The organism is Proteus sp. ZN5, assembly GCF_011046025.1.
Lineage (GTDB): Bacteria > Pseudomonadota > Gammaproteobacteria > Enterobacterales > Enterobacteriaceae > Proteus.
In genome coordinates this window covers 1,268,542-1,286,431 of record NZ_CP047639.1, presented here as the reverse complement: position 1 = coordinate 1,286,431, position 17,890 = coordinate 1,268,542, and the positions used below count along the sequence as shown (strand labels likewise).

Annotated in this window: 17 protein-coding genes and 1 pseudogene; 15 read left to right on the top strand and 3 right to left on the bottom strand. The window is 38.9% G+C overall.

Annotated features, from left to right (window positions below; genetic code table 11):
* Positions 1–214 precede the first annotated feature (214 nt).
* From GTK47_RS05870 to GTK47_RS05815, 12 genes are all read left to right on the top strand, one after another.
* On the top strand, positions 215–1,282 hold the full coding sequence (locus GTK47_RS05870) for an ATP-grasp domain-containing protein (protein WP_165122401.1): 1,068 nt from the start codon (positions 215–217) through the stop codon (positions 1,280–1,282).
* Positions 1,283–1,296: 14 nt separating this feature from the next.
* On the top strand, positions 1,297–2,433 hold the full coding sequence (locus tag GTK47_RS05865; RefSeq protein WP_206535880.1) for a phosphoribosyltransferase domain-containing protein: 1,137 nt from the start codon (positions 1,297–1,299) through the stop codon (positions 2,431–2,433).
* The gene (locus GTK47_RS05860) at positions 2,426–3,196 is read left to right on the top strand and encodes a hypothetical protein (RefSeq protein ID WP_165122399.1); all 771 of its coding nucleotides are present in this window, start codon (positions 2,426–2,428) and stop codon (positions 3,194–3,196) included. Before GTK47_RS05865 ends, GTK47_RS05860 begins: the two co-directional genes overlap by 8 nt.
* 2 nt (positions 3,197–3,198) lie before the next feature.
* On the top strand, positions 3,199–4,275 hold the full coding sequence (locus GTK47_RS05855) for a cysteine protease StiP family protein (protein ID WP_165122398.1): 1,077 nt from the start codon (positions 3,199–3,201) through the stop codon (positions 4,273–4,275).
* Positions 4,275–5,219 (top strand): HpcH/HpaI aldolase/citrate lyase family protein, encoded by a 945-nt coding sequence (locus GTK47_RS05850; protein ID WP_165122397.1) that lies wholly within the window; start codon positions 4,275–4,277, stop codon positions 5,217–5,219. Before GTK47_RS05855 ends, GTK47_RS05850 begins: the two co-directional genes overlap by 1 nt.
* Positions 5,220–5,502: 283 nt before the next feature.
* Positions 5,503–5,994, top strand: coding sequence for a tellurium resistance protein TerW (locus GTK47_RS05845; RefSeq protein ID WP_165122396.1), 492 nt, complete (start codon positions 5,503–5,505; stop codon positions 5,992–5,994).
* Between the two features lie 525 nt (positions 5,995–6,519).
* Positions 6,520–7,158, top strand: coding sequence for a VWA domain-containing protein (locus GTK47_RS05840; protein WP_165122395.1), 639 nt, complete (start codon positions 6,520–6,522; stop codon positions 7,156–7,158).
* Positions 7,159–7,175: 17 nt separating this feature from the next.
* Positions 7,176–7,817, top strand: coding sequence for a TerD family protein (locus tag GTK47_RS05835; protein WP_088494615.1), 642 nt, complete (start codon positions 7,176–7,178; stop codon positions 7,815–7,817).
* Positions 7,817–8,455, top strand: a complete 639-nt coding sequence (locus GTK47_RS05830) for a VWA domain-containing protein (protein WP_075672662.1) — start codon at positions 7,817–7,819, stop codon at positions 8,453–8,455. Before GTK47_RS05835 ends, GTK47_RS05830 begins: the two co-directional genes overlap by 1 nt.
* A 104-nt stretch (positions 8,456–8,559) precedes the next feature.
* On the top strand, positions 8,560–9,600 hold the full coding sequence (locus tag GTK47_RS05825; protein WP_165122394.1) for a TerY-C metal binding domain-containing protein: 1,041 nt from the start codon (positions 8,560–8,562) through the stop codon (positions 9,598–9,600).
* Positions 9,600–11,096 carry a PP2C family serine/threonine-protein phosphatase gene (locus GTK47_RS05820; protein ID WP_165122393.1) on the top strand — a complete coding sequence of 499 codons (1,497 nt, stop codon included), beginning with the start codon at positions 9,600–9,602 and terminating at the stop codon, positions 11,094–11,096. The genes GTK47_RS05825 and GTK47_RS05820 overlap by 1 nt, the downstream gene beginning before the upstream one ends.
* A 27-nt stretch (positions 11,097–11,123) precedes the next feature.
* Positions 11,124–12,623 (top strand): lipopolysaccharide kinase InaA family protein, encoded by a 1,500-nt coding sequence (locus GTK47_RS05815; protein ID WP_165122392.1) that lies wholly within the window; start codon positions 11,124–11,126, stop codon positions 12,621–12,623.
* Positions 12,624–12,698: 75 nt separating this feature from the next.
* On the opposite strand, the gene GTK47_RS05810 is transcribed toward GTK47_RS05815, so the two are convergent.
* Complete coding sequence (locus tag GTK47_RS05810; RefSeq protein ID WP_165122391.1) at positions 12,699–13,124, bottom strand: TonB family protein; 426 nt, start codon at positions 13,122–13,124, stop codon at positions 12,699–12,701.
* A gap of 257 nt (positions 13,125–13,381) precedes the next feature.
* On the opposite strand from GTK47_RS05810, the pseudogene aes reads away from it, so the two are divergent.
* Positions 13,382–14,351: pseudogene (gene aes, locus GTK47_RS05805) on the top strand (acetyl esterase).
* A 12-nt stretch (positions 14,352–14,363) separates the two neighbouring features.
* On the opposite strand, the gene GTK47_RS05800 reads toward aes, so the two are convergent.
* Complete coding sequence (locus GTK47_RS05800; protein ID WP_165122390.1) at positions 14,364–15,077, bottom strand: NUDIX domain-containing protein; 714 nt, start codon at positions 15,075–15,077, stop codon at positions 14,364–14,366.
* 151 nt (positions 15,078–15,228) lie between these two features.
* On the opposite strand from GTK47_RS05800, the gene GTK47_RS05795 reads away from it, so the two are divergent.
* Together GTK47_RS05795 and GTK47_RS05790 are read left to right on the top strand one after the other, a co-directional pair.
* Positions 15,229–16,248 (top strand): SPFH domain-containing protein, encoded by a 1,020-nt coding sequence (locus GTK47_RS05795; protein WP_165122389.1) that lies wholly within the window; start codon positions 15,229–15,231, stop codon positions 16,246–16,248.
* On the top strand, positions 16,248–17,192 hold the full coding sequence (locus GTK47_RS05790; protein WP_165122388.1) for a sugar kinase: 945 nt from the start codon (positions 16,248–16,250) through the stop codon (positions 17,190–17,192). The genes GTK47_RS05795 and GTK47_RS05790 overlap by 1 nt, the downstream gene beginning before the upstream one ends.
* A 2-nt stretch (positions 17,193–17,194) precedes the next feature.
* Here the strand turns inward: GTK47_RS05790 and tetR(H) are convergent, their stop codons facing one another.
* A complete protein-coding gene (gene tetR(H) / locus GTK47_RS05785; RefSeq protein WP_165122387.1) occupies positions 17,195–17,818 on the bottom strand; it encodes a tetracycline resistance transcriptional repressor TetR(H) in 624 nt (207 codons plus the stop codon).
* Positions 17,819–17,890 lie beyond the last annotated feature (72 nt).

Here is a 17,890-nt window from a genome sequence, read left to right as displayed (position 1 = left end):
ATTCAAACTTAAAGTTTTGTCAATTTATTGATATTAATGATATTTTTATTGTAATAAAATGTTAAAAACACAAGAAAATCATAATAATAACGCAATCAACCACTCGATTTTAAAATTAACTCAAATAAATCATATTATGATTGACACGGTTCTTCGAAATCTTCATGATTATAGGCATCGAATCCTACACTTTTATTTCACGGTATACAGAGTAATGAATAACACAATTTGGTTTATGGAAGGTTTATCATCACAACGCGATATAATTCAAAGTGTTAAAGACTTTGCAAAACAGCAACGCCAAGAGATCTTTGTGCTTGCATCTCATCGTCATACTCGAAATGAGATTTTATCGCTTGCTGATGGGGCTTTTTATGAACCTCTTGAAGAGACATTACGCTTACAATTTATTGCTGATGTTGTAAAACAGCATCAAGTCAGTGCCATTCACACGGGTCGTAATAGTGCATGGTTTGAATTACACCGCCAAGAAATTGAGTCGTTAGGAGTAAAATTAACAACCGGAGCCACACAACTTGAACAGCTTCAGTTAGCTGATAATAAAGTCGCCTTTGCACAAGCAATGGAACAATGTGGACTTCCTGCTGTACCTTCTATTTACATTGAATCGATTGATGAATTAGAAGCGCATATCAAAGAGCCTCCTTTTGGTGAAACTCCTTTATGCATCAAACCTGTAAAAGGGATTTATGGCATGGGTTTTTGGCGTTTTGATAATCAAGTTTCGCCGATGGCACTGTTTAATCACCCAGAAAATCGCCAAGTCAATCCTCAACAATATCTCGATGCATTAAAGGCGGTAGAACATTTTGAGCCTTTAGTCTTAATGCCTTATTTACCAGGTCCAGAATACTCTGTGGATATGGTGGTTGAGCAAGGTAATGTTATTGCCGCTGTTGCTCGACGCAAAGAGGGTGCAATACAGCACTTGGAGATTTCAGGCGAGGCTTATGAATTAGGTAAAGCGTGCGCAACAGCGATGAAAGCTGATGGTCTTGTGAATGTGCAGACTCGAAATAATCATCAAGGCAACCCGCTCTTACTTGAAATTAATATGCGCCCTTCTGGTGGTATTGGTTATACCCAACATTGTGGAATTAACCTTGCAGGTATTTTTGCTTTACGCCAATTAGGATTAATGAGTATTGAAGAGGCTCAAGCCCAAAATAACCATTTTACACCAACAAAAATACGCTCAATCACCGATTCTATTGTTTTCAATTCAACGTTAACAAACTTAATCAGTACGGATAATAATTAATAATGAAAAATAGTATGAGTGACTCATCCGTTTATCGTCGCCTTCTTTCTTGTGGCACATTAAGTGTGACGCCAAATTGCCCTATTGAGTTACTTGATGAATTATTTGATATTGCAGAAAGACGCAATCCTAAGCGTGCATTTTTATTTGTCAGTAAAGTATTGGGGCGACATATCCCTGTTTCACCGAAAAAAATGCGTGAAATCTATCAAAAACTTGCCAATCAATTTCCTGACACACTTGAAGGTCCTGTTCTGTTTATTGGTATGGCAGAAACCGCAGTCGGTTTAGGTGCTGGTGTTTTTGATGAAGTGAGAAATCGCTATCAACAAGCTGTTTATTTAACATCAACACGTCATCCTGTTGATCAAGGTGAATTGCTGTGTGAGTTTAAAGAAAATCATAGCCATGCGACTGATCACTTACTCTATTTGCCTAAAACAGCAGAGCAACGCCAGTGGGTACAACAAGCAAAAACTGTTGTATTAATTGATGATGAAGCCACTACAGGCAATACCTTTATTAACCTGCTTTCAGCACTGCGTGAAGAAGGCGGATTAACCCATATTGAACAGGTTATCGCTGTAACCTTAACGGATTGGAGTGGTGATTCTATCTCTGAGCGCTCCCCATTACCGATTCAATCGCTCTCTTTAGTTCAAGGGAAATGGCAATGGGATGCCGATCCAAACGCACCTTTACCTGTTATGCCTAATGTTAATATTACTGCGTCTGGGCAAGTTTCGATTACCGGTAAACAGAGCTGGGGTCGATTAGGGATGACAACGCCAGCAAGCGATCTAGGTTTATCTATCAATGCTTCTTTGGGTGAAAAGATCCTTGTTTTAGGATCGGGAGAATTTGTCTGGGAACCGTTCTTATTAGCTGAACGACTGGAAAAACAAGGGGCTATCGTAAAATATAGCTCGACAACCCGTTCACCTATTTCAACCAATTTTGCCATTCAATCAGCGATTACATTTACTGATAATTATGGTTTAGGTATTCCTAACTTCGTCTATAACGTGGCTCATCAACAATTTGATCGTATTTTGCTTTGTTGTGAAACACCAGCCGAAAGTATTGATAACCAACTGATTGAAGCCCTCAATAAAGTTGCCCCTATTGTTGAGGTAATTAGTTATGACTAAGCCCGTTATTTTAACTGATCTTGACGACACCTTATTTCAAACACGTCGTAAGATGGTCGATGAATTAGCGCTAGAACCCTATAAAACTGGTGCGCTCGATAGAAGCTTAGAGCCTCGTAGCTTTATGACTCAAGAGCAAGCCATGCTTGTCGATTGGATGTTAGAGCACGCGGATTTAATTCCTGTTACTGCGCGCGGAACGGAAGAAATTAGCCGAGTCACCATTGCGTTTCATTCTTGGGCGATCACCACACACGGTGCAGTGATATTAACACCTGAAGGTACAACAGATGCACAATGGCAAAACCATATCACTCAAAGCTTAGCGCCCTATACACAGCGTTTGTTGACGCTACAACAATCAATTACGCAATTAATGGCGCAGCGAAATGTTGATGGTTGGGCGCGTATTAACTATGAATATGGTGATTTGCCTATTTATTTAGTCATGAAGCATAACGATAGTACTCGCTTAGACGAGCTATACGCCATAGGTGATGAAATAGAAAAAACATTTTCAACCGACGGTTTTTATATTCATCGCAACAGCAACAATATTGCTTGGTTACCCGAGCCTATCGAAAAAGGTAAAGCTGTCACCTATTTGCTCAATAAATTAAAGGCAGAGCGAGGTGTTTTCCCTGTGATTGGACTTGGCGACAGCCTTAGTGATCATCGCTTTATGAAATTATGCAGTTGGTATGGGCTTCCTCGTCAAAGCCAATTTGCAGATGCGATTAACACAAAAATTTTTGGAGAATAAACATGATGGATCATAAGCCGTTTTCTGGCTCTTATGTATCAGGAGATGTCGATTTCCTACTTCAACCGGTGAATATCGAAATGACGCCCGTTGAGTTAAAAGAAGAGCTGATACAGTCGGGTAAACGCCACTATTCTGACATGCTAAGTCAAGAGCCAGAGCCAACAACATGGCATTTAGATCTCTTTGAAAAAGCGCTAGAAACAGGCGCTACACGCTTAGCAACAGAAGTCATAATGTTGGCTAAATCACTAATTGAACGCTTTGGTGATACCCCAATAATCCTAACAAGCCTAGTTCGTGCAGGAGTTCCTTTAGGCGTCATGTTGCAACAAACATTGCGTAAAATGGGAAACACCTCTTATCACTACGGCATTAGTATTATTCGAGATAGGGGCATTGATAGCGAAGCACTTTCATGGATAGAACAACGCCATGGTACAGAAGGTATTGTTTTCGTTGATGGATGGACAGGAAAAGGCGCGATTACAGGTGAACTTATTCGTTCGTTATCAGGGCGCAAAGGCTATCCAGCTCAACCTCGTCTTGTCGTCCTTGCTGATCCTTGTGGCTGTGCATGGTTAAGTGCCAGTGATGAAGATTGGCTTATCCCCTTTGGGATCATGGGAGCCCCTGTTTCAGGATTAATTTCACGTTCAATTTGGACTGAAAAAGGCTTTCACGGTTTTGTGGATTGCCAACATTTAAAACAGTATGAATGTAGTCGCTATCTTGTTGATACTGTTGGAAAAGTCGTTGATTCATTAATCGATAACAATATTCCACTAGCCACATTTAAAGAACAACAATCAGACTTAAAAAAGCTGAGCGAAAACGTCGTTAGTTCACTTGCAAACAAATATGATATTTCAAATATCAATCGTATAAAACCCGGTATTGCTGAAGCCACACGCGCTGTTTTACGCCGTGTACCTGACCATGTTCTTGTAAGAGAAATAACCGATCCTGATGTTGCGTTATTGGTTTATCTTGCGCAGGAAAAAAATATTGCTGTTATTGAAGCAGGACAAGCGCTTGGTCAATATCGTGCAGTGACTATCATTAAAAAGGTGAAATAATGATTGAACGATTATCCCCGTGGAATTTAGGGGCAACGCTTTATATGCCTGCAACACGAACAGATATCGCAACAACGATCATCAACCAGAAAATTGAAGGGTTACGCTCTTTAATTATCTGTTTAGAAGATGCCGTGAGTGATACCGATATTCCTGTTGCATTAGAAAATTTGGCAACGTTATTAAATACCTTAGCCGAGCACAAAAAGAGCAGTGATTGTAGCCATTGGCCACTGCTGTTTATTCGCCCTCGCCATACTGAAATGGGTCAGTGGATCACGGAAAACCTTGATGTCAGTGCCATTGATGGTCTTGTTTTGCCTAAGTTTACGCAAGCTTCTCTGCCAGTTTGGTGGAATATTATTGAAAATACACATTTATGTATGATGCCAACGCTTGAAACAGAAGAAGTGTTTGACGTTATTCAAATGACAGAGCTTGCAAACCATCTATTAACCCACCCTTGCCATAACAGAATTATTGCATTACGTATTGGCGGTAATGACTTAATGAATGTCATTTCTCTTAGACGTAATCGTCAATTAACACTTTATGATGGCCCAATGGGTTATGTAATAAAAATGTTAGTTGCTGTCTTTGGTGCTCGCCAGTTTGCCCTTACTGCACCTGTTTGTGAGCATATTGATGATCATCATATTATGGATAAAGAGCTGGCACTTGATATTGCCAACGGCCTTGTCGGTAAAACGGCAATCCATCCAAAGCAAATTCATAAAATTGAACAAGCGCTCATGGTCTCTCAATCCGCTCATTCAGATGCGTTGCGTATTTTAAATTCAACACAAGCTGTCTTTAAATCACAAGGTGCAATGTGTGAACCGGCAACACATCGTCGCTGGGCATTGAGTATTTTAACCAGAGCTAAAATTTATGGCATTATTCCTAACCAACAAAATAATGCTCAACGTTTTAACGCAACATAAAATACTTTGTAACGGGCGGTAATCTCTATGAGATAAAATAATTATCTTATATTGATTTTGATTTATAAGTTTCTAGTTAAAGCATGTTATCTTTAGCTAGAACTTATAAGAATAACGTGAATTTTTTATTTAAAAAAGTGTATTTTTTTTATTTCAATTATTAATTTATACTACATTTAATAGGCAGCTTATTTTATTTATCCTTGTCAATACAGAACAAGAATAATAGAAATTATTGCTAAATATTTTAACACACGAATGACAGAATAAGTGGTAACTAAGCATGCAATTAAGCACTCGTCAGGTCAGAGTCTTTACACTGGCAACCCTTTTAAGCTCTGGAAAAAAGGTTCCAACCATTAAGATTATTTCTGCTCTTGAATGCTCAGAGCCTACGTTAACTCGCGTTTTAAAAGAGATAAGAGATTCTTATGGCGCTGAAATAAAATACAGCAAAGCCTCTCGCGCATATCAAATGACTGAACGAGGCCAACTTGATAGTAAGGCATTACGCCGTATGCGTGAGGCATTATCTGCCAGTGAAGATCATCACAACAATGGAATGACAAGCCGAGTTTATCTTGATAAAGATAAAAAGAAATCGGTCTCACTTTCATTAAAAATGTCCGCATTACGCAAGATTGATAGTTTATCTTATTTAAAGAATTCTACACGTAGCGAAGCTGTTGAATTATTAGTTGATCACTATATTGAAAATTTAATTCAATCAACACTCGCTGAAATAGCCGAGAAAGAAAAAGAAAAAAAGAATTAAAAATAAATAATAAAAAGTAACTTGATACTTCGGTATCAAGTTATTTTTTATAAAACAATGAAAATAAAAAATATATATAAAAATTTATTTAATAAGATTAATTTATATATTTTTCCTTATGCTTCTTCTATTTTAAATTACGTTAAAATAAGAAACCATTAATATGCTAACGGATTGAATTAATTAATTTTTCATGTTCGCTATTATTTTTAATTAAAATAAAGTATTTACACTTAGTCATTATTGGCTAATCATTTAGTATCACTCTTATTGTGATGGCACCATGAAAAATATTTACTTTAATAAAATTTAATCACTCTGTCACTCAATTCAGGAGTGAAAGACAGCTCAATTCCTCTTTTATTTTACTTTTCATGCGATCTTTATTCAGATTAATAATATTGGACAATCATCACTGCGTTTTTTCTCTAAATTAATTAAACTAAGCATTATCTCAATTGAACACCTTCATGAGTCGGTTAGTATATTAATCGCTTATTTCTATCTCACTCACAGGATAAATGCATGAGAAAATTGCCAGTTTACCTTTTACTTGATACATCGGGTTCTATGTATGGAGAACCTATTGCAGCAGTAAAAAATGGCGTTGAAATGCTCTTATCAACACTACGCCAAGATCCTTACGCATTAGAAACCGCTTACATTTCTATCATCACCTTTGACTCAACCGCACAACAGATTGTGCCACTCACTGATTTAATCAATTTTAAAGTACCTGATTTAGTCGCAAGTGGAACAACTGCATTAGGTTCAGCGCTTACTTTAGTTTCTAGTCGTATTGAAAAAGAAGTACAAAAAACCACGGCGGAAACAAAAGGCGATTGGCGCCCGTTGGTTTTTGTGATGACAGATGGAGCCCCAACAGACGATTGGAAAAAAGGCGTTGAGAAATTTAAAGCGGCACGTACTGGCGTTGTTATTGCGTGTGCAGCAGGACGAGCAGCACAAACAGATGTCCTCAAAAATATCACCGAAATTGTATTACAGCTAGATACTGCCGACTCCAACACCATTAAGTCATTCTTTAAGTGGGTTTCAGCCAGTATTTCTGTTGGTAGTCAAAAGGTCGATTTAACTAAGAAAGATATTAGTGATCTTGATGACTTACCACCGCCACCTCCTGAGGTTAACGTTGTACTTTAAATAAAAAAGGAATGAATATGTCTGTTAGTTTAAAAAAAGGACAAGGCGTCAGTTTAAAGAAAAATGAATATGACCTTTCCTCTGTCACTATCGGTTTAGGCTGGGATATCAACGAAGAAAAACGCGGATTTCTTGGCGGGCTTTTTGGTAAAAAAAGCGAAGAATACGATTTAGATGTTATCGCCTTCTTATGTGGCGAAAACGGCAAAGTAAACGATTTAGGCAAAATTGAAGGTGGGCAACCTTCCCTCGTCAATGGCGATATTATTTTCTTTAATAGCCTACAACATAAATCAGGACAGATTTGGTTAACGGGTGATAACAGAACTGGTGCAGGCGATGGAGACGATGAGCAGATCATCGTGAAATTAAATACACTTGATCCTAAATTTACCAAAATTGTCTTTATTGTTCAGATTTACAATGGTCGAGAGCTACAACAACACTTCGGTAAAGTACAAAACGCCTTTATCCGCGCTGTTGATGCAAAAAATATTGAAATGGCTCGTTTTGATTTATCAGGAGGCGAAGCCTTCAACAACCAACGTTCAATGCTGTTTGCTGAATTAGTCAGAGAAGAAAATGGCTGGAAACTTAACGCCATTGGTGAGCCTTCAAGTTCAGATAGCTTTATTTCTTACTTAAAGGACTTTACCTAATGAGAAGACTTCCCGTTTACCTATTAATTGATACCTCAGGATCAATGAGAGGTGAATCTATTCATGCGGTTAACGTGGGGATACAAACAATGCTTAATGCATTGAGGCAAGATCCTTACGCATTAGAAAGCGTGCATATCTCTATCATTACCTATGATAATGAGGCGCGTGAATTTATCCCATTAACCGCATTAGAGGATTTCCAATTCTCTGATATCACGGTACCGAGTTCTGGCGGCACTTTCACGGGTGCTGCGCTGGAATGTTTAATCAAGTGTGTCGATCGTGATATTAAGCGCTCTGATGGTGACCAAAAAGGTGACTGGCGCCCTCTCGTCTTTTTAATGACTGATGGCACACCTTCTGATGCTTATGCTTATGGTGAAGCGATTAAAGAAGTGAAAAAACGTTCATTTGGTTCGATCATCGCTTGCGCTGTTGGCCCAAAAGCTAAACACGATCACCTTAAAGAGCTAACATCTCAAGTAGTGGCTTTAGAAACGCTAGACTCCAATGCCTTCTCTGGCTTTTTTAAATGGGTTTCTGCCAGTGTTGCATCCGGCAGTTCAAGTGCAGGCGTGAATACGGATAAAGATACCCTACCGCCACCGCCTCCTGAAATCCAACTGGTACTGTGATCCGCAAAAGCAAAGCGCTTCAAAAGGCTTTGCTTTTATTTTATTCAGGCTTTGGTTTATCCATCACAATACATACAGCCACGATAAAGTGATAAGGTACAACAATGAGAAGGCTACCCATTTTCTTTGTTTTAGATTGTTCAGAATCGATGATCGGTGAAAACCTAAAAAAGATGAATGACGGTCTAACAACTATTATTAGCGATCTAAGACGTGATCCGCACGCCCTTGAAACTGCTTATGTTTCTATTATCGCCTTTGCTGGCGTTGCAAAAACGATTGTTCCACTCACTGAAATCGTCTCTTTTTATCCTCCTCAACTTCCATTAGGAGGAGGCACTTCATTAGGCAGTGCATTACGAGAACTTTCACACCAAATCGACACTCAAGTAAAAAAAACCACCCTTGAGCAAAAAGGCGATTGGAAGCCTGTCGTTTACCTTTTAACAGATGGCAGGCCTACCGATGATTACGCACAAGAGATCAAGCGCTGGAAAGATCACTACGCCAACAAAGTTAACTTAATTGCGATTGGATTAGGCTTAAGTGCAGACTTACATGTACTGTCACAATTAACTGAAAATGTACTGTTATTTACCGAAACACAAGAAGGCGATTTTACTCGTTTTATTAAATGGATAACGATGTCAGTGGTTTCTCATAGCCGAAGTGTTGGCGAAGAGCCACCGCCACTTTTAAGTCAAACAGAGCATATTGTTCGTCTTGCGAAAGATGATGTCGCTCGTGCTTATGATGAATCTTGTGTCACTTTTGTCGGTCGTTGTAGCCACACTCGCTCACCTTATTTAATGAAATACGAACGCCCACCCATGAAAGCTTCAGGGCTAGATTTTAATCTTAACCTTAATGGTTTTAACTTAACGGGTTGCTACACCTTAAATGAAGATTACTTTGCATGGAGTGATCTCAGCGCCACGGCGTATCAAGTTAATACCAGTGAACTTCATGGCACACCGGGTTGCCCTTATTGTGGCAATGCCACTGCTTTTGCCGTTTGCCAATGTGGCAAATTGCTCTGTGTAAATGGCCCTGAAACTGTTATTTGCCCTTGGTGTGATAACAACATCACTTTTGGGGATAACAGCAACCAATCTGACTTTGATGTCACACGAGGTAAAGGCTAATGGATAAAAAAGCCCTACTCACAAAACTGATTATTGATGACACGCTGACACAACAGCGCATTCCTGTACATGAAGATCTGGTTATTGCGCTGTATGAAGATGCGGAAATCGCTCAACATATTGATTTTATTATTGATAAAATCAAAACAAAAACGGCAGAAAAAATAACAACGCAAGACAAAGCACAGCCTATTCTTCTGTTATTACCACCAGCTCGCGATTTAGCCTCTGAAGAAACGTCATTACCAGAAGAGAGCTCATTAAAACCGGGGCAAATTCCAACACACTCATCGCCAATGCCAACAGAAAAACCGATTATTCAACGTCCTACGGCAAAAATTACCCTTTCTAATGCCAAAGTAGGTACAGTGTTTAACTCTACGCTCAATATCGAGCTAGATACCCTCGAAATTGCCGAAATTGAAACGGTTGATTTTCCTGAAACACTTGGAATAAGTTTTGATCCTGAAAGTCGTTGCTTAGTGGGTATGCCAACAAAAAGTGGCAATTTCACATTGGTTGTCCATTGGTCTGTTAATAACACTCGCTATCACAATGACGTCTTATTAATCATCAATCCTGATCCTCGTAGCTTATGGCAAATCAACGAGCCTCCCGCAGACAGCCCTTATCCTAAAGCACATATAGATAGCAAACTTATTCTTGAAGAAGATATTCGTATTGCAGGTGCCAGTCGTCGCGGTCGCTCTCATGAACATGCAGGCACATTCCGTGATGATGATTTTTATATTCACCACGATGACCAAAGCCAGTGGAACATTTTAATTGTCGCAGACGGTGCGGGTAGTGCGCGCTATTCTCGTGAAGGTTCACGTATTGCTATCAATACTGTAAGCCACTATTTAAAATCGCAGTTAAGCGAGGGGAATGAAGCATTCAAACCTCATCTTGAAACCATCCATCAATGGAATGACAATAACGCCATTAATCAAGTGGGAAGCTTCTTTGCTCAACTCTTTCGTAATGCGGCGCAATTAGCAATTAATAACCTCAAAAACGAGGCTATTCATATCAATGAGCCTGTAAAATCTTTTTCGACTACGTTATTAGCCACGGTTTCTTTGCGTATCAATGATGAGTTATTTGCTGCCTCATTTTGGATGGGCGATGGTGCTATTGCGGCTTATGGCCCAGCAGGAAAAGTGCGCATTTTAGGTATTCCTGATAGTGGTGAATATGCAGGACAAACCCGTTTTCTTGATGATAGTGCGCTCAACGATGCTGAGTTTAATCGACGCATTATTATTGGTAAGTGGAAAGAAATTTCACATCTTATTTTAATGACGGACGGGGTGTCTGATCCGGTATTTGAAACAGATAATGGCTTACAAGATCCCAATAAATGGGCTGCACTCATTGATGAAATATCGCCTTGTTTAGCCTCTCCTGAAAATGCAGATAAAGCATTGGCTGAATGGCTGAATTTCTTTTCAGCAGGCAATCACGATGACCGCACTCTGGTTGTGGCTTGGTAATCATAAAAGAGAGAATGGGTGAGTTTCATGGCAGAGATCATTACCTGTACTACACAAAGTGGAAAAACAGTTCAGTACGTCAATGAAATTATTGGCTCTGGCTCAATGAAAGATGTCTATTTTTCCCCTGACCGAACCTATGTTGTTGCCTTCTATAAAACAAAACAGAATGCACAAGCCAAAGATAGAATCGATATGATAACAGGCTCCTATCGACATAATATCTTTGAGCAAAGTGGCGGTGAATATTGGAAAAACCTCTTTTGCTGGCCAACAGATGTTGTCGAACATCAAGGAAAAATTGGTATTGTTGTTCCTACTTATCAATCCCACTTTTTCTTTAAATATGGTTCTAAAAACAACGATTTTCTGGCGATAAAAGGTCGAGAAAAAGAAGGTAAATGGTTTGCAAGTGCAAACAACCAAAATAAATTTCTCGATCCTCGCGAAAGAGGCAATCTATTAAATTATCTGAAAGTCTGTTTACTGCTATCTCGTGCCGTGCGCCGAATGCATGCCGCAGGCTTATGCCATAGTGATTTAAGCTATAAAAACGTCCTTATCGATCCTGAACAAGGTCATGCTTGTGTCATTGATATTGACGGTTTAGTGGTTCCCGGTAAATACCCACCGGATGTTGTAGGAACACCTGATTTTATTGCGCCAGAAGTAGTAAAAACTAGCCATTTACCGAAAGAAGATCCTAATCGTATCTTGCCAAGCATTACGACCGATAGGCACGCACTTGCGGTATTAATCTATATGTATCTGTTTTATCGTCATCCATTACGTGGCGGTAAAATTCACGATCTTGACGATGAAATGCGTGATGAAACACTGTCTATGGGTGAAAAAGCATTGTTTATTGAGCATCCAACCGATCGTAGTAATGCGGTAAAATTGAATCAGGTAAAACCGTCATCTCTACCTTGGGCAGATCCTGAAAAAATCCCATACACGATAATGGGACCATACCTAACGCCTCTTTTTGAAAGGGCTTTTATTACAGGGTTACACGATCCTTCCCAACGTCCTACTGCTGATGAATGGGAAACCGCTTTAGTCAAAACGGTAGATTTAGTTCAGCCTTGTCAGAATAAAGATTGTGAACAGCAATGGTATGTTTTTTCAGGAAAAACACAGCCCGTTTGTCCTTATTGTCATACCCCATATAAAGGACAATTGCCGATTTTAAATCTCTACTCTTCACGTAAAGCCGGTAGCTTTAGACCCGACGATCACCGCTTAATGGTTTGGAGTAATCAATCACTGTTTCCTTGGCATGTTAATCGCCTTATTGCGCCGAATGAACGCACCACCGATGAACAGAAAAAGCGTGTAGGTTATTTTGTTTATCACAATTCAACATGGTGGCTTGTTAATGAGCGTATTGATGGATTAATGGTATTGCCGGAGAAAAAGCAAATAGCACTTGGCGATAAAATTGCCCTAACTGATGGTTTGCAATTTGTATTATCGACAGAAGAAGGCGGGCGACTTGTTGTGGTGCAATTAGTGTCTAATTAATAAAGTAAGAGAATAATCCGTTTAATTTATCGCGGGTTATTCTCTTTTTTCATGGTATTCAATTTAATCTTGAGCTCAAAACTTAAATTCTATAACCAAATTTAAATCTTTGGCTGGTTTTCCTGTTTCATAGCGCCATTGTTCCAATGCATGAATAAGTGACAAACCAAAAACATCCACTAAAGGTGTGTCTAACATCCTAATATTTTGTACATGCCCATTTTCATCAACATCAAATTTAACCTTTAATTCACCTTCTATCCTATTAAAAGCCGCTTTTACAGGATAATTAGGATATATTCGTAATAAATTCTTAGGATAATTTTTAACCGTAAGATTTGACTCTTTTATTTCACTTTGAGTCATTTTCTCTGGTTTATCAGCTAATTTTGGTTTCAATAACAAATTAGATTGAGTATCCGACTGTATTGATTGAGTAGCACATCCATTTAGTAAAATAGTGCTGCAAAATAAACTTAAAATAGCTAATTTTATTTTCATTTTTCTTTTCTAAAATAAGATTAAGTATAAAAATACAATAACACATCTCATAATCATTTCTATTCTCATCTCTATATTTAGTTAAGAAAAACTGTGCAATTAATTCTATTTTTGCCATTTTATTTAAATCAAAGTCAGATCACATATTTACCACTCCCCCTTTCCATTTAGCGCTAACGTTCAATATTGGATATCAAGATCCCAGTTTATTAAGCCTCATTATTTACAATACCCTACAGTGATAATTGGAGGCATGAATGAAAACTAAAAATAAAATCAATGTGCTAGAACTTATTTCGCCAGAAATGAAGCAAGTTATGCAATTTTATGCAGATAATCCGCAACCTGTGCCAGAAAATGATGGTTATCCCTCAATGCGTCTTGCTTATAATCAAGATAGGCGTTACTGGAATGCAGATGCTCCAGAAATGGTGAGCATACAAGATATTTCGGTGAGTACTTCTTATGGAAATGTATTAACGCGCCTTTATAAACCCAAAGAAAAAACACCCGCAACACTCTATTATCTGCATGGCGGGGGGTTTATTTTAGGGAATTTAGATACTCACGATCGCATTATGCGGCTGCTTGCCTGCTATACTGGTTGTACCGTTATTGGTATTGATTATTCATTGTCACCCGAAGCTCGCTATCCTCAAGCTATTGATGAATCAGCACAGGTTTGTCAATATTATCATCAACATGCAAAACACTATGATATTAATACGCAACATATCGGTTTTGCGGGTGATTCTGCGGGTGCAATGCTGTCTCTTGCTACCGTATTATGGCTACGCGACAAACAAATTCACTGTGGTAATATCAGTGCGGTTTTGCTTTGGTATGGATTATATGGCCTACGCGATTCCACCAGCCGTCGCCTTTATGGGGGGGGAATGGGATGGATTGCGCCAGCAAGATCTAGAAGAATATGATAATGCGTATCTAACCGCGCTTGGTAGTCGTGATGCACCTTATTATTGCTTATTTAATAACAATTTAACGCAAGATATTCCACCTTGCTTTATCGCCAGCGCACAATATGACCCGCTTATTGATGATAGTGTGACGCTATTTAAAACCTTAGAAGCTCATCAATTAGCTTGTGAATATAAAATGTATCCAGGCACATTACATGCCTTTTTACACTACTCACGTATGATGAAAGTGGCTGACGACGCTATTCGAGATGGTGCTCATTACTTTGTCAAACAACTGGTTTTGTAAAACATCAACCTATTAAAACTCAAGGTTTCGAATAAAACGATAATCCGCGGATGCCTCTTTAAGTCGATACAGACTTGCAGGGCGTCCTCTTTCTGCACGTTTTTCTCCAGTATCAATCAATAAATCTGCTTGTTCGATACGTCGTCTAAATGACTTTTTCTGGATCTCTTTACCAATCAGAATTTCATGAACATGTTGCAATTCTGGCAAGGTAAATACTTCTGGTAATGCAAATCCGGGAACAATCGAATAAAGTGATTTTTGCTTTAATCGCTCTCTCGCTTGGGCAATTAATTTATGGTGATCAAACGCTAAGCTTTGTTGTGCAATCTCATCAATAGGGCACCACATCACCGAATCCACGGTATCAATATGTGCTTCACAGGCTTGATGTGCAATCAACGCGGTATAACAAACCGTCACCGACCAACCTCTTACATCACGCTGGCTATTTCCTACTGAACAGAGTTGCTCAATATAAGGGGGGATCACGCCCGTTTTCTCTTTTAATTTTCTTAGCACCGTATCTTCAAGGCATTTGTCCTGCGCCTCATCAACAAATCCACCGGGTAAACCCCATTTTCCTTTTTCAGGATGCTCCCCTCTTTTCACCAATAACACTTTTAACTGCTCTTCATGATAAGTAAACAGTACGGCATCAACGGTGATCAGTGGAGATAGGAAATCACGACGGTTATAACTGGCTAAAAAATCTTGTTCATTCATGGCGTAAGCTTTATTAGAAAACGATGAAACTATTTTAAGCCTAAACAGCAAAAAATCAAATTTTGTCATAAAGACACTAAATCAGTTGACAAGTATAGTCGATAAGACACAATTACTTTATTGTCATAAAGACACTAACTGGAGAAGCACTATGTTTAACTTAAATTACTTTAAAGCTGATTCATCAACATTCATTATCAAATCCGTCAGTGGTCGCGTTCGCCAACAAGGTAAAGGCTTGAGTTTTTGGTATAACTCCGCCACAACCTCTATTGCGGCATTACCTTTAAACGCGCAAGAAGCACCATTTATTTTTAACTTCCAAACCTCAGACTTTCAGGGTTTACGCATTCAAGGGCAAATTTCATTTCAGGTTAAAACACCTGAAAAAGCCGCAGAAGTACTCAACTTTAACTTGAGCAAAAACGGCAAATCGTATGCCTCTGAAGATCCACTCAAACTCAGTGATAGAGTTGTACGTATTGCACAAACCTTAATTCAAGCAAAGATCCAAAGTACACCACTTAGAGAAGCGTTATTACTTAGTCAATCATTAGTGACTTTGGTAATGGAGCAATTAATTGAACATCCCTCATTAGAGGCATTAGGTATTGCGATTTTAGATGTCTCTATAGCGGCAATCACACCATCACCAGAAACCTTAAAAGCGCTAGAAGCCGAAGCGAGAGAATCCTTACTGAAAGAAGCCGATGATGCCATTTATGCTCGTCGTAAATTCTCAGTAGAACAAGAGCGCACCATTAAAGAGGCTGAATTAGAAACCGATTTATCTGTTCAACGTAAACGCCAAGAGATTGAAGAAGCACGTTTAGAAAACGAACGTACATTACTACGCGAACAAGCTGAGATTGAAAAAGAGCGCCTTGAAGCAAAAGTTAATGCGGAAGCAAAACGTAAAGAACTAGTCGCATTAAGTGCTGAAAATCAGCGAACACAATCAGAAGCGGATGCTTATGCGATTGAAGCTACCATGCGCGCTTATCGTGAATTACCCGTTGAGAACCTAAAAGCAATGGCTCTAGCAAAAATGGACTCACAACAATTAATGGCAATGGCATTCGAAACCTTAGCTCTGAATTCAGGAAAAATCGGCGAGTTGAATATCACACCTGATTTATTTAGCCAATTTATGAAAAAGGGCAGCAAATAATGCAACGTAACGAAGATTTTCGCTTTGTGCTGGTGATGAGAAAAAGCCGCTTACAGGAATTAATTGAGCGCTTTAATACCTGGTCACAAGCTAAATTCTATTTAGAACACAACAATGTTGAGGTAAAGGATTACCTCAATGAACACAATTTATATCAAAAGCAACTCACAGAAGCTGAGTTGATTTTAAAATCATTAGGACGATTTCAACTTTTAGAAAGAGGTTTATTACCTAGCTATCAATTCTCATCTCACGATATTGTGGTGGTGATTGGTCAAGATGGGCTTGTTGCCAATACGCTGAAATACCTTAATGGACAGCCCATTATTGCTATAAATCCTGATCCATCAAGATGGGATGGTAAATTATTACCCTTTGAAATAGGACAATTAAAAGAGACAGTTATTGATACCATTAATAAAAAAATGCCATTTAAAACGGTCACTTTTGCACAAGCAACAACCAATGATGGTCAATCCTTATTAGCGGTTAATGACTTATTTATTGGCCCTAAAAGCCACACTTCCGCACAGTATATTTTGCAATGGAATGGCGCTGAAGAAGTGCAATCTTCATCAGGCATTATTGTATCAACAGGATTGGGATCAACGGGGTGGTTTCAATCTATTCTTGCTGGTGCGATGGCAATTACAGGAGAAGCTTCGCACCCTCTATTACAAGGCTTTAGCTGGAGTGATCGAAAGCTACAATTTAGTGTAAGAGAGCCATTTCCAAGTAGAACAACAGGTGTTGCACTGACTTTTGGCACTATTGAGCCTGACTCACCACTGCAATTAGGATCTTTGATGCCAGAGAATGGCGTAATTTTCTCTGATGGCATCGAAGATGACTATTTACAATTTAATGCAGGTTGTATTGCTCACATTGGTATTGCTGACATACAAGGGCAACTAATTAGCCAAAAAGGGCGTCAGCGAATTTAGATTTATTGAGCGCTCTTTAATACTGTTTCAAGTCCAGAGATCATCACATCAAGGACAAACAAAAATGCAGCATCACCATTATCACTATCCATAATTGCAACGGCTTGGGTTAATAATGGCGGATAGGCAACAGTATCCGTCTCTACTTTTTCACGCTCTTTTTGGCTTTCTTGATGCTCTTGAGTTTCCAGTACGGAGCCTAATGTAAAATGCGCAATAGAGCTTAATGCATACACGGCTTGAGATAGACTAAACCCAGCATCACACAAAAACTGTAGTTGCTGTTCTGATGTCTCAAATTGGCTTTCAGACGGGCGTGTTCCCGCATGAATTTTGCCACCATCACGATACATTAATAAGGCTTGGCGAAAACTTTTCGCGTTATTTCGCAAAAAGTCCTGCCATGTTTCATTCGGCAATGGCAAAACATGATGATGGTGCTTTTGCAAAATAGTTTCTGCTAATGCATCTAACAAAGCGCGTTTATTTTTTACATGCCAATACAATGTGGGTTGCTCAATACCTATTTTTTGCGCCAGCTTACGCGTTGTTAATCCTTCAATACCAACTTCATTAAGTAAAATCAACGCATTATCAATAACTTGTTCTTTATCTAGCTTTGCCATTACCTACCTCAAAATAAAATAGCCTTGACAATCTATCACCGATAGAGATATTTTACACCCACTCTATCACTG